Origin of the sequence: Glycomyces paridis (assembly GCF_004912155.1) — a bacterium.
In the GTDB taxonomy this organism is placed as follows: Bacteria; Actinomycetota; Actinomycetes; order Mycobacteriales; family Micromonosporaceae; genus Glycomyces; species Glycomyces paridis.
The window spans coordinates 25,863-49,302 of sequence record NZ_STGX01000004.1 but is presented as its reverse complement, the minus strand read 5'-3'; the positions used below and the strand labels follow the sequence as shown (position 1 = coordinate 49,302).

Sequence of the window (23,440 nt, the reverse complement as noted above, 5' to 3'; positions counted from 1 at the left end):
GGGCGCGGGAGGGCCGCCGCAGGGCCTAGCATCAGGCGGTGAGCGTGTTGCGGGGGCGGGAGTCCGTCGGGGTCGGGCCGGTCGAGCTGTTCTTCGACCTGGTGTACGTCTTCGCGATCACGCAGCTGTCGCATTTCCTGCTGCACCACCTGGACGCGATGGGGGCGGTCGAGTTCGGGGTGCTGTTCGCGGCGGTGTGGTGGGGCTGGAACTACACGGCGTGGGCCGCGAACTGGCTCGACCCGGGGCACCGGTCGGTGCAGTCGATGACGGCGGTGTGGATGTTCGCCTCGCTGGCGATGGCGGTGGCGATCCCGGAGGCGTACGGCGACCGGGCTTGGCTGTTCGTGGCCGCGTACCTGTTCCTCCAGCTCAGCCGCGCGGGGTACATGGTGCGGGCCTGGCGCGGGCAGGTCATGGCGCGCAACTACGCGCAGTTGATGGCGTGGAGCGCGATAGCGGGGGTCTTCTGGGTCGCGGGGCTGTTCGCGCCGGAGGAGGCGCGGGTGTGGGTGTGGCTGGTCGCCGTGGCGCTCGACTACCTCGGCCCGCGCGTGGAGTTCTGGCTGCCGGGGCGCGGGGGCACGCCGATGTCGACGTGGCCGCTCGGCGAGGCCCATCTCGCCGAACGCAACCGGCTCGTGTTCATCATCGCCCTCGGCGAGTCGATCGTGATGCTCGGCGCGACGCTGACCGACATGGAGCTGACGGCCGACACCGTGACCGCGGCCGTGCTCGGCTTCGCGACCATCGTGGTGCTGTGGCGCCTGTACTTCGACGCGCGGCTGGGCAACGGCGAGCACGAGACCGTCGAAGTCGAGCGGGCCACGAAGGTCTCGCGCTCGGCGTACGCGTACGCCCACGCGTTCATGGTCGCCGGGGCCGTCGTCATCGCCGTCGGGGTCGAACTCGTCCTCGCCCACCCGTGGGACACCGCCGACCTCGCCACGGTGCTCGTCGTCGCGGGCGGCCCCGCCGTCTACCTGGTCGGGAACCTCGTGTTCAACCGGGCCGTGTGCGGGACGGTCCCGGCGTCGCGGCCCGTGGCGATCGGCGCGCTGGTCGTCGTCGGGCTCATCGGGACCGCGCTGCCGGTCCTCGTCCTGGCCGCGCTCGCGTTCGCGGTGCTGCTGGCGCTGAGCCTCGCGGCCTCGGGCTGGTTCCGGCTGCCGTCGACGAGCGTGTGAGACCCGTTCAGCGCAGTGTGTTCAGCCGCATCGCGGGCTCTTCGGAGACGGTGAAGCCGAGGTTCTCGTACAGCGGCGCGCCCTGCTCGGAGGCCAGGAGCTCCAGGACGGTGACGCTCTGGTCCCCGAACCAGTCGATGAGCGCGGTCGTGCAGGCCCGGCTGTAGCCGCGCCGGCGCCACGGGTCGTCGGTGACGACGTTGAAGATCCAGCCGCAGCGCCCCGAGGGGTTCACCGGGCTCGGCAGCCGCTCGCCGATGACACCGGTCGCGCAGGCCGCCAGGGCCCCAGAGCCGTCGGGGGCCTCGACGACGGTGACCGCCATCGTGGGCTTCGGCTCGTCCAGGCGCCGGTGGAGGATTGCGGCGGTCTCGGCCTTCCAGGACCGGTCGGACATGTCGAACCAGGGCGCGAGCATGATCTCGCGGAGCCGGATGATCTCGTCGATGTCGCCGAGGTCGGCGTGGCGTGCGGTCGTCATGACCGGATTTTACGGTCCGGCGGCGCGGTTCGGCGCGTTCGATTTGTGCGACGTCCCGCGCGGTGCGGGTACACAGTGCATCGGCGCGGCGACCGACGGCTTCCCAAGGCGCGCAGAACGTGCCATGATGGCCTCTATGTCCCGCCGCCCCAAGGACCTCTCGCCGGAAGCGCTCCGCTTCGTCCCGCAGCAGCCGGTGCGCTGGCTCTCGCCCCGCACCCTGCTCGACACGAGCCTGCGCTTCGGCCTCGCCCGCGTCTTCGGCGGCTACGTCGACAAGCGCGAGATCATCGGCGGCCGGGAGCAGGGCGTCTTCGACCACTCGGGCGCCGAGGAGCTGTGGCTCGACTACGTGGCCGACGTCGGCGACGGGTTCAACGCCACCTACTCGATCGCCTACCTCATGGCCCAGGACCACCTCGACGTCACCGACCCCGTGGGCGGGGCGGTGCGCCTGCCGCGCGGCTCGGTGCTCGTCATGGGCGGCGACGAGGTGTACCCGGCGGGGGACTGGCTCGAGTACGAGCAGCGCATGAAGGGCCCGTACGAGGCCGCGAACCCCGCCGAACCGGTGTCGCTGTACGCGATCCCGGGGAACCACGACTGGTTCGACGGGCTGACCGCGTTCGCCCGGCAGTTCACCGAGGGCCGCACCGTCGGCGGCTACCGGACGCTCCAGAAGCGCTCGTACTTCGCGCTGGAGCTGCCGCACCGGTGGTGGCTGTTCGCGGTTGACGCGCAGTTCGACACGCACCTGGACCAGACGCAGATCGAGTACTTCCGGCGCGCCGCCGAGCGGATGCGCCAGGGGGACAGGGTGATCCTGTGCGTGCCGCAGCCCTCGTGGCTGTGGACCGAGGACGACCCGCGCTCGTTCGACCGGATCGACCACTTCATCCGCGACGTGGTGGCCGCGCGCGGCGCCCGCGTCCCGCTGGTGCTCACCGGGGACCGCCACCATTACGCGCACTACGCCGAAGTGGACGGTTCGCGCCACCTCGTGGGCGCGGGTGGCGGCGGGGCCTACCTCTCGCCGACGCACACGCTGCCCGAGCAGCTGACGGCGCCGCGCCGCTCGGTGACCGAACCGGATGCGCGCGAACGGGAGTACCGCCTGACGCAGGCGTATCCGTCGAAGCCGCGGTCGCTGCGGTACGCGTTCGGGATCTTCGCCCGGCTGCCGTGGCTGAACAAGGGCTTCGTGGCGCTCATGAGCGTCGTCTCGCTCATCGCCACCGTGTCCATCATGGAGGGCACGGGGACGTTCGTGGCGGTCGCCGCGGTGCTCCTGGGCGCCGGGGTCGGCTTCGCCCACCCCGGCCAGGGCCGGCGCACCACCAGGCACTACCTGCTCGGCGGCCTGCACGGCGCGGCGCAGGTCGGCCTCGCGTGGGCCGGGGCGAAGGCCATCGGCGCGCTGGAGACGGTGAACTTCTGGACCTACCTGGCGTACCTGCCGGTGGCCGGTCTCGTCGGCACCTGGCTCGTGGGCCTGTACCTCGTGGTCGCCAACCGGGTGGGCGTCAACGCCAACGAGCTGTTCGCGGGCATGTCCGTGATCGACCAGAAGTGCTTCCTGCGCCTACGCATCGGCGCGGACGGCGTCACCGTCTACCCCGTGGGCCTCGACCGGGCCGGGCGGTCCTGGGAGGCCGACCCGGACGGGACGCACTCGTGGATCAAGCCCACCGAGCCGCTCAAGCCCCGCCTCATCGAACCCGGCTTCCCCGCGGCCCGCCCCGGCCCGAGCAGTACGTCCCTGCCCCGCCAGAGCCCGGTCCGCCGCCTGGTCGCCCAGGCAGGCGAGTGGTTCCGCGACCGGGCCTGACCGTTTTTGCATACGCTCGACGTAACATACATCCAATGTATGTTACCTTCGGTGCATGAAATTCATCGGCCGCCGAGAGGAATCAGAACGCCTCGAACGGTGGTGGACGACCTCCTCGCGCTTCGCCCTCATCTGGGGCCGGCGCCGAGTCGGCAAGACCGCGCTCATCAACCACTTCACCTCCGGAAAGCGGGCCGTGTTCTACACGGGCCGGGGTCTCCCCGGCGCCGCCGAGCTGCGGAGCCTTGCGACGAGGGTCGCGGCCCAGATCCCTGGGATCCGGCGCGACCTCGCGGGCGCGAACCCCTACCGGGACTGGGACGAGGCCCTCGACCACCTGGCCGAACAGGCCGTCTCGACGCCGACGCTGCTCGCGCTCGACGAGTTCCCCGAGCTGTTGAAGTCCGAGCCGGCCCTGCCCGGCATCCTGCGGGCCTTCTGGGACCGCTGGGAGGGCCGGACCGCGCTCAAGGTCCTGTTGTGCGGATCGGCGGTGCGCGCCATGTTCAGCCTCCAGGACTCCCGCGAACCCCTCTACGGCCGCTTCGACCTAGCCCTACAGCTCCACCCCTTCCTCCCGTCCGAGTCCGCCGCGATGCTGCCGGACTTCGATCCGGCCGACCGGGCCCGCATCTGGGCGGTGTGCGGCGGGATGCCGCTGCACCTGTCCATGTGGGACCAGGCCGGGTCGTTCCAGGACAACCTCCTTGAACTCGCCTGCCGTCCCGGAGCCCCGCTTCGGACCGAGGCGACGTTCGTCCTCAAGACCGAGGCCGGTGAGGGCGGGCTGGCGGAGGCGGTGCTGCACGCTGTCGGGCAGGGGGCCACCAAGTACTCCGAGATCCAGACCGCGGTGGGCGCCAACCCGACCCGGACCTTGGAACGCCTCGAAGAACTGCGGCTCATCAGGTCCGTCACACCGGTGACCGAGTCGGCTCGAACCCGGCGCAGGCACTACGCGATCGCCGACAACCTGCTCGCCTTCCACCTCGGGCCGCTGTCGGCCTTCGCCGAGGAGATCGAACTGGGTTCCGGCGAGCGGATCGTCGGCGCGCTCACCGACGCGAGCTCCGAGCACTTCGGCACGGCGTTCGAAGAGGCCTTCCGCGCCCATCTGCGGCGGCTCGCGATCGAAGGCCTGCTCGGCGACCGGGTCGTAAAGGTCGGCCCGTGGTGGCGCGGCGGCGGACAGGACGAGATCGACGCGGTCGTGCTCGCGCAGCCCGAACGGACCAGGATCCCGATTCTGGCGGGCGAGGCGAAGTGGGCCAAGTCGGTGAACGCCAACCGGATAAAGGCGGCGCTGGCCGCCAAGGCCGCCGCACTCGGCGGCGGCGAGGCGTTGCGCTACGCGGTGGCGGCCCGCGAGGAGGTCAGGTACGGCGACGACGAGACCTTCGCCTTCACCGCGGCCGACATCTTCACCCCCGAGCTCGTCCCGCCGCGCCGCTGCGCTGGATGACCGCCTTACGCGACCGGCTCGTTCGGGGTCTCCATCGGCGCCTGCGGGCCGTGGCCGCCGCGGCCCATGAGGCGGTGGAGGGCCGGGCTGAAGAGGGCGAGGACGACGGCGGTGAGGATCGCGGTGCCGGCGAGGATGTAGAAGAACGCCTGCTCGCCGACGCGGGGCACCAGGAACGCGTACGCCTGGCCGCCGAGCGGGGTGCCCACGGCCGGGCCGAGGAACCACACGCCCATCAACTGGCCCTTGAGGTTCGAGGGCGCCAGCTGGGTCGTCACCGACAGGCCCACGGGGGAGACGCACAGCTCGCCCCAGGTCAGCAGCAGGTACACCGCGACCATCCAGGTGAGCCCGACGAGGACGCCGCCGTCGGCGCGGCCCTGGAGCCAGCCGAGGAGCACCCACGACAGGCCGGTGAGGCCGACGCCGAGCGCGAACTTGTACGCGGTGCCGAAGCCCGCGCCGGTCTTGAGCCAGATCGCGCCGAAGATCGGCGAGAAGATCAGGATGAAGATCGAGTTGAAGTTCTGGACGCCGCCGGCGGGCAGGTGGAAGCCCCACGAGTCGAGGTCGACCGAGTTGGAGGCGAACGCGGTGAGGATCGAGCCCATCTGGAGGTACAGCATCCAGAACACGACCGAGGCGACGAACAGGCCCACGTAGGCCCGCAGGCCCGCCTTCTCGGCGGGCGTGACGTCCTTGGCCTCGCCGAAGATGTAGATGAAGTACCAGACGGCGGCGGCGATCGACAGGATCGTGACCACCGTCGGCACCGTGGAGAGCGTCAGCGTCCCGGTCGCGGCCCAGACCGCCACCGCGACGGCCGTGAGGACCAGCGCGATCACGACGATCCGCACGACCTTGCCGCGCTCGGCGTCCGCGAGCGGGCGCGAGGGGCCGATGCCGGTGTTCGTCAGCTGCGACCAGCCGCGCACGTACCACAGCAGGCCGAGGGCCATGCCGACCGCGGCGGCGCCGAAGCCCAGGTGCCAGCGGTCGTCCCCGGCGAGGTAGGGGGTGACGAGGATGCCGAGGAACCCGCCGAGGTTGATGCCCATGTAGAACACGGAGAAGCCGGAGTCGCGGCGCGCGTCGGAGTCGCCGTCGTAGAGGCGCCCGACCATGACCGAGATGTTCGGCTTGAGCAGGCCCGAGCCGAGCACGACGAGGAAGAGCCCGAAGAAGACCAGTCCGGCGCCGCTGACGGGGATGGCCATCGAGATGTGGCCGCACATGATGACGACGCCGCCGATGAGGACCGCGCGGCGGGGGCCGAGCACGCGGTCGGCGAGCCAGCCGCCGGGCAGCGAAGTGAGGTAGACCGCGCCGGAGTACAGAGAGGCGATGGGGACGGCGACGGTGTCGTCGAGGCCGAGGCCGTTCTCCAGGACGCTCGCGGTGAGGAAGGTGAGGAGGATGCCCTGGAGCCCGTAGAAGCTGAACCGCTCCCACATCTCGGTGCCGAAGAGGACGGCCAGTCCGCGCGGGTGCCCGAAGAACGTCTTCTCGCGGGAGGCGGGGTACTCGCGGTGGGACATCGGCGCTCCCGTGGTCCGTGCTGGGCGGCGCGGCGCGCGCCGGTACCTGCCGACGGTAACGGCTCGCACTTCCCGTGGGAGTGGAATGCGGCAACGAGTCGTCCCCGATTCGATGCGGTGCGCCCGTTTGTCTGATATGCGGGGCTTCTTGGTCTACGATCCGCTTCATGAGCGACGATCCTTACTGGAACCCCGGGGCCGGCGAGCCCTCGGGCCGCTTCTCCGGCGGCGACCCCCTCGTGACCGACACCTTCGAAGGCTGGTGGCACGCCTCCCTCGACGTCGTGCAGCGCTCGTGGCGCAGCGTCGGACTCGTCCTGCTCATCGGCGTCGTCCTCCCGCGCTGGGTCCTCGGCGCCTTCAACAACAACGCGCGCACCACGCACAAGGAGGTCGTGGTCACCGAGGACTGGGGCGCCTGGGTCCGCGAGTACAGCCCCGGCATCGCCGTGGGGATCATCGGCGCGGTCCTCGGCCTCGCCGTGCTCTACGTCTCGGGCTCGGCCGTGCTTGGCGCCGTCCGCACCGCCGCCGCCGAGGCCGCCGGGGGCTTCCTCAGCCTCGGCGAGGCCTTCAAGTTCGGGTTCGGGCGCGGCGGCAGGTTCTTCCTGTGGCTCCTGCTCGCCTGGGTCACCGTCGTCGTCGGCCTCGTCCTGTGCGTCCTGCCGGGCCTGTGGGCGATCTTCGCGCTCAGCCTCATGGCGCCCGCCGCGGTCTTCGAGGCCCGCCGCAGCCCCTACGCCCGCTCGATCCAGCTGACGAACTCCGCGTTCTGGCCCGCCTTGGGCCGCATCGTCATCGTGGTGCTCGTGGCCGTCGCCGCCAACCTCGTCATCTCGCTCGTCGGCCTGCTCCTCGCCGGGATCTGGCACGGGATCTTCGCGCCCTGGCTCGCCGGAGTCCTCACCGTCCTCACCGAAGCGGTCATGGCGCTGCTGCTCCTGGTCCCGATGATCTGGGTCCTGGCCGCGTCCCTGTGCACCTACGCGTGGCTGCGCGGTCGCTCGGAGTCGGTCTCGGCCACCTCGCTCTCGGCCGAGGCCGCCGGCGTGGCCGCCCCGGGCGGCTACACCGGCCCCGGCGAGCCCGGCCACCCCGGGAGCCCTTCGCCCACGCCGTAACCGAAGACACGTCGATCCGACGGAGGCCGGGGCGACCCCCGGCCTCCGCGCGCTTTCCACCACTGGTTTCGTGCCCCGGATTGGCACTCTCAAGGCGAGAGTGCTATACCTGGTTCTGGCACTCGCCGCTGGGGAGTGCTAACAACGCGATGAGGTGGTCGGGCCGACCGCTCCTGCAACCGGCCCACCGTCGCGGGGATGCCGCCTCACCGTCGACAACGAACGTTCTCCGAAAGGAAGCCATCGACCATGGCGAAGATGATCGCATTCGACGAGGAGGCTCGCCGCGGGCTCGAACGAGGCATGAACACCCTCGCCGAAGCCGTCAAGGTGACCCTCGGCCCCAAGGGCCGCAACGTGGTGCTCGACAAGAAGTGGGGCGCGCCCACGATCACCAACGACGGTGTCTCCGTCGCCAAGGAGATCGAGCTCGAAGACCCCTACGAGCGCATCGGCGCCGAGCTGGTCAAGGAGGTCGCCAAGAAGACCGACGACGTCGCCGGCGACGGCACCACCACCGCCACCGTGCTCGCCCAGGCCCTCGTCAAGGAAGGCCTCCGCGCGGTCGCCGCCGGCGCCAACCCGATCGCCATCAAGAAGGGCATCGAGAAGGCCGTCGCGGCCGTCGTCGAGCACCTCCAGGCCACCTCGACCGAGGTCGAGACCGAGGAGCAGATCGCCAGCACCGCCTCCATCTCCGCCGGTGACGCCACCGTCGGCGCCATCATCGCCGAGGCGATGGAGAAGGTCGGCAAGGAAGGCGTCATCACCGTCGAGGAGTCGAACACCTTCGGCCTCGACCTCGAGCTCACCGAGGGCATGCGCTTCGACAAGGGCTACCTGTCCGGTTACTTCGTGACCGACCAGGACCGCATGGAGGCCGTGCTCGAAGAGCCGTACATCCTCGTCGCGAACCAGAAGATCTCCGCGGTCAAGGACCTCCTCCCCACGCTGGAGAAGGTCACCCAGACCGGCAAGCCGCTCCTCATCATCGCCGAGGACGTGGACGGCGAAGCCCTCCCGACCCTCGTCGTGAACAAGATCCGCGGCATCTTCAAGTCGGCCGCCGTCAAGGCCCCCGGCTTCGGCGACCGCCGCAAGGCCATGCTCGGCGACATCGCCATCCTCACCGGCGGCCAGGTCATCTCCGAGGAGATCGGCCTCAAGCTCGAGAACACCGACCTGTCCCTCCTGGGCCAGGCCCGCAAGGTCGTCATCACCAAGGACGACACCATCATCGTCGACGGCGGCGGCGAAGAGGACGCGATCCAGGGCCGGATCAACCAGATCCGCGCCGAGATCGAGAACTCCGACTCCGACTACGACCGCGAGAAGCTCCAGGAGCGCCTCGCGCGCCTGGCCGGCGGCGTGGCCGTCATCAAGGTCGGCGCCGCCACCGAGGTCGAGCTCAAGGAGCGCAAGCACCGCGTCGAAGACGCCGTGCGCAACGCCAAGGCCGCGGTCGAAGAGGGCATCCTCGCCGGCGGCGGGACCGCGCTGGCCCAGGCCGGCGCGATCGCCTTCGACAAGATCGAGGCCGACGGCGACGAGGCCACCGGTGTCGAGATCGTGCGCCGCTCGCTCGGCGCGCCGCTCCGCGCCATCGCCGAGAACGCCGGCCTCGAAGGCGGCGTCGTGGTGGAGAAGGTCCGCGACCTGCCCACCGGTCAGGGCCTCAACGCCGCGACCGGCGAGTACGTGGACATGCTCGCCGCGGGCATCCCCGACCCGACCAAGGTCACCCGCTCGGCGCTCCAGAACGCCGCGTCGATCGCCGCCCTGTTCCTGACCACCGAGGCCGTCGTCGCCGACGCCCCGGAGAAGGAAGGCGCCGGCGCCGCCGGCGGCGGCATGGGCGACATGGGCGGCATGATGTAGGCAGTCCCCTCCGGGACCGCCACTCGCACCGCCTCGGCGCCGCACGGCGCCGACTGCGAACGGCAGGGGAGGGCCGCTCACTGTAGAGTGAGTGGCTCTCCCTTTCTCTGTACCGGCAGCAGTGCGGACGGCGCGAGCCGCCGCGCGAGCGGCATACCGTCCCCTCCAAGGACGGTATGCCGCAATGCATCCGAAAGCCGACCGCGCACGCGGTGTGCGCCCCGGGCTACCCTGGTGCCGTGCCCCACACCCCCCGCCCCGAACGCAGGCTGCCCGCCGCCGCGCTCCTCCTCGGCGTCCTCGCCGTGCTCGGCTTCACCTGCTACGTCGGCGGCATCACCGCCAACTCCCGCGTCGAGGGCCTCCCCGCCACCGACGCCTTCCCGGCCCTCCCCGACGCCGAACCGCCCGCCTACCGCGAGGACGGCCCGGAGCTGCTCGTCTGCACCGACGACGCCGAGGACTTCGCCGAACGCAACGAAGGCGTCCAGTACAACGACCGCATCGCGAACGAGCGCGACTACGAGGACTGCCTCGCCGACGGCTTCCGCGACCTCGCCGCCGCCGTCGCCGCCGCCGAACCCGGCACGAACATCCAGGTCCTCCCCGGCCGCTACGCCGTCGAGGAGGCCGTCCTCGTCGAGACCGACGGCCTCCAGATCGAAGGACTCGGCGACACCCCCGACGACGTGCAGATCACCGCGAACTTCGGCGCCGACACCGTGCTCACCGCCTACGCCGTCGAAGGCCTCTACGTCAAAGGCCTGACCTTCGGGCAGGCCCGGAGCGCGGCCGTGCGCCTCGTCGGCGTCCGCGGCGCCGCCCTCGACGCCGTGTCCGCCTTCCAGAGCGACGACACGGGCATCCTCGTCGAGGACTCCGTGGGCGTCCTCCTCACCGGCTGCCGCGCCGAAGCCGCCGACAACGCGGGCATCCGCATCGCCTACGCCCAAGCCGACGTCACCGGCTGCGAGTCCACCGCCAACACCGCCGGACTGGAGATCACGGGCGATAACGTCAACACCGCCGCCACCGCCAACCGCCTGTACGGCAACGCGACCGGACTCGTCGTCACCGACGCAGGCCCGCAATCGGACGTCACCGTCGCCGAGAACCTCGTCTACGACAACAACACCGACGACTACGACCGGGCCGGCACCGCCGCCTGCGACACCGGAGCGGACCGGCCCGAAAGCCACCTGTGCCCCGACCGGACCTACCCCGTCGGCGTCGGCGTCCTCATCGCCGACACCGACGGCGTGAGCGTCACCGCCAACCGGATCTGGAACCAGGAGTTCACCGCCGTCGCCGCCTGGGGCACGCCCGGCCCCGAAGGCGACGGCAACCGCAACACCGTCGCCGACAACACCTTCGGCGTCCGCGACGACGGCCGACGCGAACGCAACCGCCTCGACCTGTGGTGGGACGGCGTCGGCACCGGCAACTGCTTCGACGAGCCCGGCATGCACCGCTCCAGCCCCGCCGCGCTGCCCGGCTGCGACGCCGTCCCCGAGTCCTCCCGCCTCCTCGCCGACCCGCTGCGCACCCTCAAGACCTGGCAGTGCGGCCTCGACGGCACCGCCGCCGACCTCCCCGCCGGCTGCGACTGGTTCGGCGCGCGCTTCACCGACCGCCTCGAATTCCAGGCCGCCGCCGTCTTCGCCGCCGCACTCCTCTTCCTCACCGGCGCAGGCTGGCTCGCCGCCGTCCGCGCCCCCGACCCGCCCCTTGCGGGCCAGATGACGTTCTCCGCCATAGGGACCGGCGCCGGAGGGCTCCTCCTGCTGCTCGCGGTCTGGTCCGGGCGCGCCGACTACGAGGCCCTCGCCATCGGCCTGTGGGGGATCGGCTGGCTCCTCGCCGGGCGCTCCTGGTTCCGCTGCGGGATGCGCACGCTCGGCTTCCTCACCGGCGTCATCGGCCTCCTCGCCGTCCTCGACGGCGTCGACCGCGGCCTGTGGACCGTCACGCCCACACCGGTCTCGCCCTCCTGGCTGTGGCTCGTCCTCCTACCCCTGTGGACGCTCATCGCCCTCGCCAGCGCCTTCGGACCCCGTCGGCGCGAAGAGGAACCGTCCCCGATCGAACGCACCCCGGTCACGGCCCCGTCGCACGACCGGTGGGACTGGTAGTGGTCGGTCGCGTACTGTAGCCCCATGACTTGGACCTGGAAGCTCGAAGACGCCGACGGCAACACCCTGGAGACCCCCGAGAGCGACCTGAGCAGCCAGGGCGACGCCGAGTCCTGGCTGGGCGAGCGCTGGCGCGACTTCGCCGCCGACGGCGCGACGGTCGTGGAACTGCTGGAGGACGGCCGGTCGGTCTACCGCATGGACCTCCAGGGCTCAGAGGAGTAGGAGCGGCCGCGGTTGTTCACCGCGTGAACAACCGGTCTTCCGACGGCGGCCGCTCACCGCGTGACCCCGCGTGACCTGCACCGCCCGCTGGAGTCGCCGCTTCGCGCCCGCCCGTAATAAGCTGGGCCCGTGACCGACTCTGGTGCCCTCACCCTGACAGCGACCCGCGCCCGCGCCGGGCTCGACGCGCGCCGCGGGATCGTGCGCCTGCACCCCGAGGCGCTGACCGCCCTCGGCCTGCGCCCCGGCGACGCCGTGGAGCTGACCGGGCGGCGCGGCACCACCGCGATCGTCCTCGAAGCCGACCGGTACGCCTCGCGGCGCGCCCTGTACGCCGACGACCTGACGCTGGGGAACATCGGCGCCCGCGACGGCGACCCGGTGCTCATCGCGCCCGCGTCGCTGGCGGCGGCGGACCGCGTGGTCCTGTCCGGCCCGGCCTCGGCCGTCGCGGTGGTCGACCCGGACACGCTCCGCCTGGCGCTGCTGTCGAAGGTCGTGGGCGTCGGCGACGACGTCTCGCTGCTGCCGATCGAGCTGGGCGACGCCCAGCGCGGGGCCGTCACGGCGACCCGCCGCACGCTCAACAACACGCTCGGCGTCGGCTGGACCACCATGGTGCTCAACGTGGTCGACGCCAGCCCCGCGCAAGGGGCGATGATCACCTCCGACACGCGCGTCGAGTGGGAGCACACGGTGCCCGCCTCGATCGAGGTGCCGCTGCCGTCCGGTCAGGTCGCGAACCTGCGCCGCCCGGCCGCCCCCGTCGTCCCCGCCTCCGGCGGCGCCCGCACGGCGGCGCGGGAGCAGGCGCGTCCGGGCGCGGTCCGCGCCGAGCCGCGGCGGGCCGAGGCCGCTGCCGCGGTGCCCGCGATCCCCTACGACGAATTGGCGGGCGCGCGCATCCCCGCCGAGGAGCTGCGCGAACTGCTCGACCTCGGTTTCAACCACCGCGAGGTCCTCAAGGTCGTCGGCACCGACATGGACCTGGGCGTCCTCGTCTCCGGGCCTTCGGGCGCGGGCAAGGCCACGATCGTCCGCTCGGTGGCCGAGGCGGTCGGCGCCGAGGTCAGCGAGGTATCCGGCGCCGATCTCGCCGCGCTGGAGGCGAACGCCGCCGCCGACGCCCTCCGCGCGGCCGTCGCCGCGCTCGCCGTCCCGGGCGTGCTCCTGGTGCGCGGGGTCGAGCACCTCGCCCCGGCCGGGAAGCCGACCCCGTTGGGCACCATGTTCTCCCGCCTCGTCGAAGAGGTCCTCGCCGAGCCCGGCGAGCACGCCGTGGTGTGCACGACCGCGCGCGTCGAAGACGTCGACGCGGGGCTGCGCTCGCGCCTGGAGCACGAGGTGGTCGTGCCGATGCCCGACGGCGACTCCCGCCGGGACCTGCTCGTCTTCCTCACGCGCGGCATGAAGGTCGCCGAGGACGTGAAGCTGGAGGCCGTCGCGCACCGCGCGCCCGGCTACGTCGCCTCCGACCTCGCGGTGATGGTCCGCGAGGCGGGCGTGCGGGCGGCCATGCGCGCCAAGGACGGCGGCGCGACCGCCCTCCAGCGCTCCGATTTCGACGGCGCGCTGGAGTCGGTGCGGCCCACGAGCATGTCCGGTGACTCGGTCGAGCTCGGCGGGCTCACGCTCGCCGACGTCGGCGGCATGGAGGATCTCAAGCAGACGCTCACCGAGACGGTCCTGTGGCCGCTGACGTACCCGGACGCGTTCACGCGCTTGGGGATCGAGGCGCCGCGCGGCATCCTCCTGTACGGCCCGCCCGGGTGCGGCAAGACGTACATCGTGCGGGCCGTCGCGGGGGAGGGCCACGCGAACGTGTTGAGCGTCAAGGGCTCCGAGCTGCTGAACAAGTGGGTCGGCGAGTCGGAGAAGAACGTACGGGAGCTGTTCCGCCGCGCCCGGCAGGCGAGCCCGACCCTGATGTTCTTCGACGAGCTGGACGCCCTGGCGCCGGTGCGCGGCGCGGGCACCGACGGCGGCACCGCCGACCGCGTGGTCGCGGCCCTGCTCACCGAGCTCGACGGCGCCGAGTCGCTGCGCGACGTGGTCGTCGTCGGCGCCACGAACCGGCCCGACATGATCGACCCGGCGCTCCTGCGGCCCGGCCGTCTGGAGCGCCTCGTGTACGTGCCGCCGCCGGACGCGCACGGCCGCGCGGACATCCTGCGCGCCAACGCGAAGAACGTGCCGTTCGCCGACGACGTGAACCTGGACGAGGTCGCCGACGAACTGTGGCTCTACTCGGCCGCCGACTGCGCGGCCCTCGTCCGCGAGGCCGCCCTGACCGCCATGCGCGAGTCCCTCGAAGCGAGCATCGTCACCGCCGCCCACGTCGAGCAGGCCATGGAACGAGTCCGCCCCAGCCTCGACGCCGAACAGCTCGAGTACCTGGAGAACTACGCCCACAACCGCGAGTCCTGACTCGTCAGAGCTTCTTCTGGTAGACGTTCTCCATGCCGACGAGGCGGTAGCCGACCGCTTCGTTGATGGCGATCATGTGGGTGTTGGAGACGGCGTTGCCGGTCCAGACGTAGCGCATCTTCGGGCGCCATTCGCGGACGCGGCGCTGGTTGGCGATCTTGAGGACGGTGCCGAGCCGGTGCCCGCGGTAGTCGGAGTCGACGATGGTGTCGCCCTGGATGCAGTCGTACTCCTGCCCGGGCTCGACCACGATCTCGGTGTGGCCCGCGATCCTGCCGGTCTCCTTGTGGCGCACCACGGCCTGGAGGTGCAGATCGCCGCGCAGGCGATGGCGCCGCACCTCGTCGAGGACGCGTTCGCGGTCGTACTCGGCCTCTTGGAAGTCCCAGTCGCCCAGTGGCATGTCGGTGGACATGCGCGTGTGCATGTAGGCGATGCCGTCGAGCAGGTCCTCGGTGGGCTCGCCTTCGAAGGCGACGAGTTCGAAGTCCTCGGCCTTGCTCCAGGAGTCCTCCCAGAGCCGGTCGAGGGCCGCTTCGTCGACCGCGTCGAGGTCGCAGGCGCGCACGGCGCCTTCGAGGGACATGGTGAAGCCCTTGGTGATCGCGAAGTTCGCGCCCACGGCGCTCACCTTCGACTCGGGCCCGTCGGGGACCGGCAGCCACAGCGAGAGGGAGTGGCGCCCGAGGTCGGCGGCGCGCTCTTCGAGGTGGCGCAGGAGGGCCGAGCCGATGCCGTGGCGCCGCTCGTCGGGATGGACGGCGAGGTCGAAGTACACCATGTGGGTGTTGTCGAGCACGGGCATCATGAGGTGGAGGTACCCCAGGACGCGGTCGTCGCACACGGCGAGCCAGCGCTCGTTGGCGATGTCGTCGCGGCTCACGACGAGCGAGCTCAGGCGCTGGAGCGGGTGGCGCGGGCGCAGGCCGCCGAGGTCGTGGCGCGCGACGGACTCGGCGACCGCCAGCCAGCCGCGCACGGCCGGGGCGTCGTCCGCGGAGAGCGGGATGATATCGAAATGCGTCATCGCTTGAGTCTGGCCCAGACCCGGGGACCGGGCAAGCCCGTTGCGGGGCACGGCGAAGGGACCGGCGTGGAGGTTTGGGGGCGCGTTGGCGAGGGAACGCTGGGAGTCAGGGGACGCGCACGGCGCGCTGAGTTTTCAGGTCGCGCACGGCGGGGAGTGTTGGTCGGGAGACCGCAGTTCCTGACACCGGCTGGCGCTGCTCGACACGTTCTAGCCCCAGGACTTGCAGTCAACCGGGTGAGTGGCGACAGGACAACTGCGGCCTCCCGCAAGAAGAATTGTTGCTCATTCACTGAATAGGGTCAAGACCCGAAACTGGCTTCTTTTTGTCGGGTACCCGACACAAGCCTTCACAACGGTCACACTGAGTGATAATTTCGGGAGTTCGGCAAGCGTTTTACAAGGAAACCTTCCCGAACCCCCGGTCTACTCAGGAATCTAGAATGCCGGCTTCCTTTGCCGCCTTCAGCGACGGCTTCACCGTGTGCGTCGGCCCGACCAGTGACGACACCGCGTCCAAAGTCTTCAGACCCTCGCCGGTGTTGTAGATGACCGTCTCGGCCTCCGGGTCCAACTGCCCGGACTCCAGGAGCTTACGGAGCGTAGCGACGACCACGCCGCCGGCCGTTTCAGCGAACACGCCGGTGGTCGCGGCGAGAAGCTTCACTCCGTCGCGGATCTCGTCGTCGGAGACTTTCGCCATCCCGCCGCCCGTGGAGCGGCACGCCTCGATCGCGTAGGGACCGGCCGCCGGGTCCCCGATGTTGAGGCTCTTGGCGATCCCGGTCGGCTTCACCGGCGTGATCACGTCGGTCCCGGCGCTGAACGCGTCGGCGATCGGGCTGCACCCGGCCGACTGCGCGCCGAAGACGCGGACCTTGCCCGGCTCCGTCAGGCCGATCTCGGCCGTCTCCTCGAAGGCCTTGTGGATCTTGGTGAGCAGCTCGCCGGAGGCCATCGGGACCACGACCTGCTCGGGCAGGCGCCAGCCGAGCTGCTCGGCCACCTCGTAGCCCAGCGTCTTGGAGCCCTCGGCGTAGTAGGGGCGGATGTTGACGTTGACGAACGCGGTCGACTCGAAGTCGTCGGTCTCCGTCAGCTCCGAGCACAGCCGGTTGACGTCGTCGTAGGAGCCCTCGACGGCCACGAGCGTGCCGCCGTAGATCGCCGACTGGACGATCTTGCCCGGCTCCAGGTCCGAGGGGATGAACACGATCGAGGGGACTCCGGCGCGGGCGGCGTGCGCGGCCACCGAGTTCGCCAGGTTGCCCGTGGAGGCGCACGCGAACCGGTCGAAGCCGAGCTTGATCGCGGCCGACACGGCCGTGGAGACGACCCGGTCCTTGAACGAGTGGGTCGGGTTGGCGCTGTCGTCCTTGACCCAGAGCTTGCGCATCCCCAGCGCCTTCGCGAGGTTCGTCGCGTCGATGAGCGGGGTGAGGCCCGGGTCGAGGCTCACGCGGTCCTCGGGGTGGACGCCGACGGGCAGCAGCGGCGCGTAGCGCCAGATGTTCTGGGGCCCGGCCTCGATCTGGGCCCGGGTGACCTTCGCGAGCTCGTCCTGGTCGTAGTCGACCTCGAGCGGACCGAAACACTGCCAACAGGCGTGCTGGGCGATCAGGTCGTAGGTCGCGTCGCAGTTGCGGCAGACCAGGCCTTTGGCGGGACTGTCTTTGAACAGCGCATTGGACATAGAGAAGGCTCCTCCCTCATCTTCCCCGCGAGAGCGGGCCGGAATTGGCACCTGCCGCCGCGCCCGAATCGGGCGAGCCGGTGGTTGCCGCAGCGTCACAGGGCCGGACCCCTCAGCTGCTCTGGATGAAGTACGAGGCGAATGCTACGGGTGCGACGACCGAACCCGCAACACGCGTTCCAAGTTCCGAGACGAAGCCGACACCGCGTCGATCCGGCGATCGAAGGCCCCATCCGCAGGCAGCACCCGATTTCGAAGGCGCTCGGACCCTCCGGCCCGACCGGACCCTGTCGGTGATCTGTCAGCGAGTCGCACGGTTCACGGCCTGCGGCGCATGGCGCTCGGCCCGCGATCCGCGATCCGCGATCCGACAGGATATATCCTATAGGATTTCTCAGCGGGCGGCCCGGGTCGCCAGCCACACCGCCCTCGCGTCGGCCGTCCCCGCCACGTCGTGCACGCGAACGCCCCACGCCCCCGCCTCGAAGGCCAGCAGCGAGGTCGCGAGCGTCGCGGCCTCCCGCTGCCCGACCGGGCGCGGCTTTCCGCTCTCGTCGCCCAGGAGCTTCCCGAGGTAGGACTTGCGCGAGGACGCGAACAGCACCGGGAACCCCAGCGCCACGAATTCGTCGAGGTGCGCCGAGAGCCGCCAGTTGTGCTCGGCGGTCTTCGCGAACCCGATCCCGGGGTCGAGGACGAGCCGGTCGCGGTCCACACCCGCGTCCAAGGCCGCTTCCACCCGGTCCTCCAGCTCGGCTTTCACGTCGGCCACCACGTTGTCGTAGTGCGCCAGCCGCTGCATGTCCGAGGAGTGCCCCCGCCAGTGCATGAGGACCCAGTGGACGCCCGTGTCGGCCACGACCCCCGCCATGTCCGGGTCGGCCAGGCCGCCCGAAACGTCGTTGACGAACCGCGCGCCCGCCGCGATCGCCGCCGCGGCCACCGCCGCGCGCGTCGTGTCGATCGAGACCGCCAGGCCCCGCTCCGTCAGCGCCGCCACCACGTCCACGACCCGGCCGATCTCGGTCGCCGCGTCGACGCGCTCGGCGCCGGGCCGCGTCGACTCGCCGCCGACGTCGATGAGGTCGGCGCCCTCGGCGCCCATCTGCTCGCCGTGGGCGAGCGCGTCGCCGAAGTCGAGGTAGCGCCCGCCGTCGGAGAACGAGTCGGGGGTGACATTGAGGACCCCCATGATCCGCGGCCGGACCGGGGCGGGGTCCTGCTGCGGGGCGCTTGTCTGCGGCTCTGTCACGGCATCGACGTTACCCGCGCCGGACGCGGGCGCGCCTGCGGTCAAGCGAGTCCCGTGAGGTCGAGCACGTGCCACACGAGCAGTTCGCCCGTGCCCGTGGACCACCACAGCCGCCGCGAGTCCGCGCCGCTCTCGCCCGCCTCCGTCGCCACGAGGTACGTCCGCGAATCCCGGAGGTCGAACAGCGACACCGTCGCCCCGCCCGTCGCGGTCGCCCGCTCGACCAGCGGTTCGAAGCGGTCCACGAGCCCCACGTCCGGCGACACCGCCGAGGCGAACCCCTCCGCCACCGTCACCCGGTCCGTCCCGTCAGGACGGACGAGGTCGATGCGGGCGCCGTCCTCGGCGTTCACGATGAGGCGGCACCACGTCGCCGAGCACAGCGTCAGCTCGTCGGCCTCCGAGAAGACCTTCAGGCCCGCGCCGGTGTCGGTGCGCACCAGCCGGGCCTCGCCGAGCGAGTCCGAGCCGGCGCTGGCGAGCCAGGGCCAGGCCGCGGCCTGCCAGGCGCCGCGGTGGCCCACCACGGCGACCTCGCCGCCGTCGACGGGCACCGACCGGTGCTCGGTGACCAGCGACGCGCCCTGCGCGGTCGCGAGCCAGTGGAGGCCTTCGGCGGCGAACTGGAGGTCGTAGGCGCTGCCGGAGGTGATGACGTCGCCGGTGTCGCCGGTCAGCAGCCGCGCGCCGCCGATCCCGTCCTCGCCGATGTCGGCCGTCCACACCTGCGAGACGACCCTGCCGCGCTCGTCGGGGACCGAGGCGATCCACGCGACGCGCTCCCTGGTCGCGGCGGTGGCGACGATCCCGGGGACGCCGCCGGGCTCGGCCAGGACCGCGGCGGTCGCCTCGGCGCCCTCCCCGCCCTCGCCGGGCTCGCTCGTGCGGTTGCGCACGTGGAGGAGGTCGCCGGACTCGTCGGTGCCGAGGAACGTCCCGTCGTGGAGCTGCGTCAGCGGGGTCCAGGCCTCGCCGTCGACCGTGCCGGGCCAGTCGACCGGCTCGGCGTCCCAGGTCTCCCACACGGTCGGGACCGCCTCGGGCACGGTCGTCGCGGCCTCGGGCCGGTCCGGTGCGGGCCACACGAGCCAGGCGACGGCGAGCACGGCCGTGCCCGCGAGGGTGAACCGCTGCGCAGTGTCCATCCGCCTCTTCGTGGTCGGCCCGCCGGGTCAGTCCCGGTCGCGCGACTTGTACAGGTACAGCAGCCCGGCGCCGACGCCCGCGGCGGTCGCGGCGGGCAGGGCCAGTTTCGCGGCGCGGCGCCCGCGCCGGTAGTCCAGGACGGTCCAGCCGTAGTGGCGGGCCTGACGGGCGAGGCGCGTGTCCGGGTTGACGGCGATGGCGCGGCCCACCTTGCGAAGCATCGGCAGGTCGTTCGCCGAGTCGGAGTAGGCCGTGCACTGGTCGAGGTCGAAGCCGCGCTCCTCGGCGAGGCCCGCGATGCCGTCGGCCTTGGCCGGGCCGTGCATGAGGTCGCCGACGAGACGCCCGGTGTAGCAGCCGTTCTCGATCTCCGCGATGGTCCCGAGCGCGCCGGTCAGGCCCAGGCGTGAGGCGAGGAGCCCGGCGAGCTCGACCGGGCTGGCGGTGACGAGCCAGACCTCCTGGCCCGCTTCGAGGTGGCGTTCGGCGAGGCGTCGGACCGGCGCGAGGATGCGCGGGGAGATGTCGCGGTCCACGACCTCCTCGCACAGCGCGCGCATCTCGTCGACCGGGAACCCGGCGACGAGTTCGAGGGCCGAGCTCTTGATCGAGGAGATGTGGCCGTGGTTCTCGGCGCCGAACTTGAATCGGGCCTGCTTCCACGCGTAGCTGAGGATGTCGCGCGCCGACAGGACGCCGTGCTTGGCGAGCGCGCGGGCGAGCCAGTAGGTGGAGGCGCCGTGCATGAGGGTGTTGTCGACGTCGAAGAACGCGGCGGACGGAATGTGGGCGAGTTCGTCGTCGAGCAGCGGCTCGACGACGACCGAGTGGGTGAGCGCGGTGCCGCCGGCCCGCACCGTGTGTGGACGGGGTGTGGCGGAGGCGCTGGAGGAAGCCTCGATCTCTGACACCCTGAAAGCCTACCGGCCCCAGGCGGACGGCCTGTAACGCCAGGACGCGGGCCCGGTGAATTTCCAGTGTGGGCCCAGTTACGCCCCAACGGACTCCTTCGCCGCCGACGCGCGTTTGCGGTGCACCGGTCCGGTGCGCGCCCCGCAGGCCAGGCCCTCCCGGACCCGCCCCGCGCGTCCTCCGAACGCCCCTCCGCACCCGCGAATCCCCCTTCGGAGTGAACGCCCGGTAACGCCCGTACGAAGCCCGGCGAACCGGTCCCGACCCGACGCCACTGCCGAACCGCCCGCCCCTCGGCGCGAACCGCCGCTCTTACGAAGCCCGGCGGCCCGCCCGCGGACCCGCCTGCCGGAGGTCCGCCGTCGCCGCCCTTCGGCTCGACCCGCCGCTCCGCGAACCGCCGCCCCACCGTTTCGATCGGCGCCGCGCCGACGCGCCCGTGACCCCGCCGAACCCGGTGGCCCGCCCGCAGGACCGCCCGTCGGAAGTCCGCTGTCGCCGCTCTTCGCCTCGACTTCGCCGCTCCACGAACCGCCGCCCCACCGTTTCGATCGGCGCCGCGCCGACGCGCCCGTGACCCCGCCGCGCTTCGGCGAGTACGGCTGCGGGCCGGGTCGCCCGTCGGCGTCCCGGCCCGTACTCCGCACCTTACTTTCCTGACTGTCTTGCAGTTCTGCGCGCTCTCCTAGCCGAACAGGTCCGAGATGATCCCGGTCAGCTCGCCGAGCACGTCGTCGTCCTCCTCGGCCGCGCCCGTGGTCGGGTTCTCGGCCGCCGGGCTGCTGGCGCCGCCGGTGGCGGCCGGGTCCGAAGCGGGCGCGTCGGTGGTCGCCGCGGCATCGTCGTCGGCCGCCGTAGCGGGCGCGTCGCCGGTGCTCTCGCCGCCGTCCTCCTCCGCGTCGGCGCCGTTCTCGGCGTCGGCGGACTCGCCCTCGCCCGGAGGCGTCGAGGCGTCGACCGCGTTCTGCGCGCAGGCGCCGGGGATCGGCCCCAGGTTGTCGCTCGCGCCGCCCTCGTCCGTGCAGTCCAGGGACTCCCGCAGCTCGACCGACCGCACCGCGGCGGCCTCCAGAACCTCCACCAGCTCCTCGCCCGCGTCGAGCGCCTCGCCGTCGAGCCCGCCCACCAGGTCGTCGAGCACCCAGCGGTGCTCGTTGGTGAACAGGTCGACATAGTCCAGCGGCGACGGGTCCTCGTTCGCGACCGCCAGTTCCCCGAGCAGCGAGGTGCCGCTGCGCAGCTCCACGGCCGCGTCGCGCAGCGCCTCGGCCACCGCCTCCTCGTCGTCGCCGACGGCGGCGGCCTCCTCGATCCGAGTGCGCGCGAACTCCAGGTACAGCTGCGCCTTGCCCAGATCGTTCCCCGCGAGCGCCAGCTGCGCCCGCTCGGTGGAGCGCTTCACGTTGTAGAGCGTCTCGCCCGGCAGCGCGTCGCCCGAGGCCGCGGAGACCCCGGAGATCGCGACCGTGCCAGTGAGCAGCGCCGCGACGATCGCGAGACGGCGACCGCCGCGCGGACGGCGCGGGAACATGTCGTCGAGGACGGGCGCGCGCCTGGTCGCGGGCACGGCCGCGCTGGCGCGGTGGCGCGCGGTGACGCCGATGCCCTCGTCGGTGGCGACGGCCATGAGCCGCCGCCGGGTGGCGTCCTGCCACTCGCGTGCCGGGCGGCTCGCGGGCGAGAGCTGCCCGCCGAGTTCGCCGAGTCGCCCGGTGACGCCGACGAGTTCGGCGAACGCCTCCATGGACGCGTCTGACATGCCTGATGCGTCGACGCTGCGACGTGAGTGAGGGAGGGTGGGTCCGTCGGAGTCAAGCAGCCGTGCGAATTCCTCCGCGCGGCGGCGCTCCATTGGATTCAAAGTCACCGGGCACACCCCCTCTCACTGCATGGATCCTGCTCCTGTACTGAGAACAACGCACGAGTAGCCCCTGAGGTTACGGTCCGCCGCGAACCTTGCGACCCGGGTCTCATCCCGGAGGTCACGGTGGGGTCGCGCGGCGGTATCGGGCCGGTGAACGGCCCTGACCTGGCAGTGTCGGTCCGGTCGGGGCGGGGCCCCGCCGGATTGCGGATTGCTGGACTGCGGGCCTGACTCCCGCGAGTCGTTGAGGAGACGGGTTTCTGTCGGGTTCCCGACAGCAGCCTGAGCGTCGGGAAGGGGTCGGCGGCGGTCAACGGGTGGGGGATCGGAGGGACGCCCCGGGGCCTCAGCCCCGGAAGCCGTCCGGCAGCAGCCGCGCGAGGGTGCGCACGGCGCGGTACTGGAGCGCCTTGACCGCTCCTTCGTTCTTGCCCATCGTGCGGGCGGTCTCGGCCACGGTGAACCCCTGGAGGAACCGGAGCACGATGCACTCCTGCTGGTCGGGGTTGAGCTTCTTGACCGCGGTGAGCAGGGTCGCGTTCGTGAGCTTCTCCAGCGCCGCCGTCTCCGGCGAGGTCGCCGGGTCGGTCTCCTGCGCGTCGGCGCCCAGCACGTCCGGCTTGACGATCTCCAGCCGGTACCGGCCGGACTTGAAGTGGTCCACGACCAGGTTCCGCGCGATCGTCACCAGCCAGGCCCCGAAGGCCCGGCCCTGCCAGCTGAAGCTGGAGATCCGCCGCAGCGCCCGCAGGAACGTCTCGGACGCGAGGTCCTCGGCGAGCTGCGCGTTGTTCACGCGGAAGTAGATGTAGCGGTACACCGTCTCGTTGTAGCGGTCGTAGATCTCCCCGAACGCGCTCGGATCGCCGTCCTGGGCGCGCGCCACGAGATCGGCGACCTCGTCGCCGTCGACCTGGTCGCCGTCGTGCTGCTCGCGGCCGGGGGCCCCGACCGCCGCGCCGGAGGCGGCTCCGCCGCCCACCTGGTGCTGCTCGGCGGTGCCGGTGTCGAGGCTCAGGACCGTCCACACGGCCTGCTTGAGCCCCTCGAAGGTCGATGCCGGCACGTTCGCCAGCGCTTCGGCGATCGCGCGGGCGCGGAGGAAGGGGGCGGTGTCTGCTGTGAACATTGCCTGGCCCCGCTTCGCGAGCGGGCTCGGCGAAGCGTGCAGGCCGTGGATTCGGCCGGCGAAGGCTGGTGCAATACCGGGCACTAGTGGCCTCCTCGTGTGAGGGGTCGGGCCGAGTCATGCGATCGGGTCCCGCAG

17 protein-coding genes and 1 riboswitch are annotated in these 23,440 nt (G+C 71.8%); of the genes, 8 read left to right on the top strand and 9 right to left on the bottom strand.

Translation table 11 applies throughout. The features are described from left to right. Positions 1-38: 38 nt before the first annotated feature. Positions 39-1,187, top strand: a complete 1,149-nt coding sequence (locus E9998_RS06315; RefSeq protein WP_136528867.1) for a low temperature requirement protein A — start codon at positions 39-41, stop codon at positions 1,185-1,187. A gap of 7 nt (positions 1,188-1,194) precedes the next feature. Here the strand turns inward: E9998_RS06315 and E9998_RS06310 are convergent, their stop codons facing one another. Further along, positions 1,195-1,668: a GNAT family N-acetyltransferase gene (locus E9998_RS06310; RefSeq protein ID WP_136528866.1), complete on the bottom strand. Its 474-nt coding sequence runs from the start codon at positions 1,666-1,668 to the stop codon at positions 1,195-1,197. A 136-nt stretch (positions 1,669-1,804) separates the two neighbouring features. Between E9998_RS06310 and E9998_RS06305 the strand changes: the two genes are divergently transcribed. Then, positions 1,805-3,496, top strand: a complete 1,692-nt coding sequence (locus E9998_RS06305; protein ID WP_136528865.1) for a metallophosphoesterase — start codon at positions 1,805-1,807, stop codon at positions 3,494-3,496. A gap of 55 nt (positions 3,497-3,551) precedes the next feature. Then, positions 3,552-4,958, top strand: a complete 1,407-nt coding sequence (locus E9998_RS06300; RefSeq protein ID WP_136528864.1) for an ATP-binding protein — start codon at positions 3,552-3,554, stop codon at positions 4,956-4,958. A gap of 5 nt (positions 4,959-4,963) precedes the next feature. On the opposite strand, the gene E9998_RS06295 is transcribed toward E9998_RS06300, so the two are convergent. Then, the gene (locus E9998_RS06295) at positions 4,964-6,496 is read right to left on the bottom strand and encodes a peptide MFS transporter (RefSeq protein ID WP_136528863.1); all 1,533 of its coding nucleotides are present in this window, start codon (positions 6,494-6,496) and stop codon (positions 4,964-4,966) included. Positions 6,497-6,663: 167 nt separating this feature from the next. Between E9998_RS06295 and E9998_RS06290 the strand changes: the two genes are divergently transcribed. The 5 genes from E9998_RS06290 (at position 6,664) to E9998_RS06270 (ending at position 14,279) form a co-directional block, all read left to right on the top strand. Next, positions 6,664-7,617 (top strand): hypothetical protein, encoded by a 954-nt coding sequence (locus E9998_RS06290; protein WP_136528862.1) that lies wholly within the window; start codon positions 6,664-6,666, stop codon positions 7,615-7,617. A gap of 249 nt (positions 7,618-7,866) precedes the next feature. Continuing rightward, positions 7,867-9,495: a chaperonin GroEL gene (gene groL / locus E9998_RS06285; RefSeq protein WP_136528861.1), complete on the top strand. Its 1,629-nt coding sequence runs from the start codon at positions 7,867-7,869 to the stop codon at positions 9,493-9,495. Positions 9,496-9,734: 239 nt separating this feature from the next. Then, complete coding sequence (locus tag E9998_RS06280; protein WP_136528860.1) at positions 9,735-11,627, top strand: right-handed parallel beta-helix repeat-containing protein; 1,893 nt, start codon at positions 9,735-9,737, stop codon at positions 11,625-11,627. A gap of 24 nt (positions 11,628-11,651) precedes the next feature. Then, positions 11,652-11,852 carry a hypothetical protein gene (locus E9998_RS06275; protein WP_136528859.1) on the top strand — a complete coding sequence of 67 codons (201 nt, stop codon included), beginning with the start codon at positions 11,652-11,654 and terminating at the stop codon, positions 11,850-11,852. A 129-nt stretch (positions 11,853-11,981) separates the two neighbouring features. Continuing rightward, the gene (locus E9998_RS06270) at positions 11,982-14,279 is read left to right on the top strand and encodes an AAA family ATPase (RefSeq protein ID WP_136528858.1); all 2,298 of its coding nucleotides are present in this window, start codon (positions 11,982-11,984) and stop codon (positions 14,277-14,279) included. A gap of 4 nt (positions 14,280-14,283) precedes the next feature. Here E9998_RS06270 and E9998_RS06265 read toward each other — a convergent pair whose 3' ends face one another. The 7 genes from E9998_RS06265 to E9998_RS06235 form a co-directional block, all read right to left on the bottom strand. Then, positions 14,284-15,306: a GNAT family N-acetyltransferase gene (locus E9998_RS06265; protein ID WP_136528857.1), complete on the bottom strand. Its 1,023-nt coding sequence runs from the start codon at positions 15,304-15,306 to the stop codon at positions 14,284-14,286. Positions 15,307-15,736: 430 nt separating this feature from the next. Next, positions 15,737-16,999, bottom strand: coding sequence for a threonine synthase (thrC, locus tag E9998_RS06260; protein WP_136528856.1), 1,263 nt, complete (start codon positions 16,997-16,999; stop codon positions 15,737-15,739). Positions 17,000-17,012: 13 nt separating this feature from the next. After that, positions 17,013-17,131: riboswitch (SAM riboswitch) on the bottom strand. 262 nt (positions 17,132-17,393) lie between these two features. Next, positions 17,394-18,191 carry a dihydropteroate synthase gene (gene folP / locus E9998_RS06255; RefSeq protein ID WP_136529173.1) on the bottom strand — a complete coding sequence of 266 codons (798 nt, stop codon included), beginning with the start codon at positions 18,189-18,191 and terminating at the stop codon, positions 17,394-17,396. Between the two features lie 101 nt (positions 18,192-18,292). Beyond that, on the bottom strand, positions 18,293-19,396 hold the full coding sequence (locus tag E9998_RS06250; protein ID WP_136528855.1) for a hypothetical protein: 1,104 nt from the start codon (positions 19,394-19,396) through the stop codon (positions 18,293-18,295). A gap of 27 nt (positions 19,397-19,423) precedes the next feature. After that, the gene (locus E9998_RS06245; RefSeq protein ID WP_204745293.1) at positions 19,424-20,308 is read right to left on the bottom strand and encodes an HAD family hydrolase; all 885 of its coding nucleotides are present in this window, start codon (positions 20,306-20,308) and stop codon (positions 19,424-19,426) included. 686 nt (positions 20,309-20,994) lie between these two features. After that, entirely contained in the window at positions 20,995-22,068 is a 1,074-nt protein-coding gene (locus E9998_RS06240; RefSeq protein ID WP_136528854.1) for a DUF5667 domain-containing protein, read from the bottom strand. 451 nt (positions 22,069-22,519) lie between these two features. After that, positions 22,520-23,302 (bottom strand): ECF subfamily RNA polymerase sigma factor, BldN family, encoded by a 783-nt coding sequence (locus E9998_RS06235; protein ID WP_136528853.1) that lies wholly within the window; start codon positions 23,300-23,302, stop codon positions 22,520-22,522. Positions 23,303-23,440: the final 138 nt, after the last annotated feature.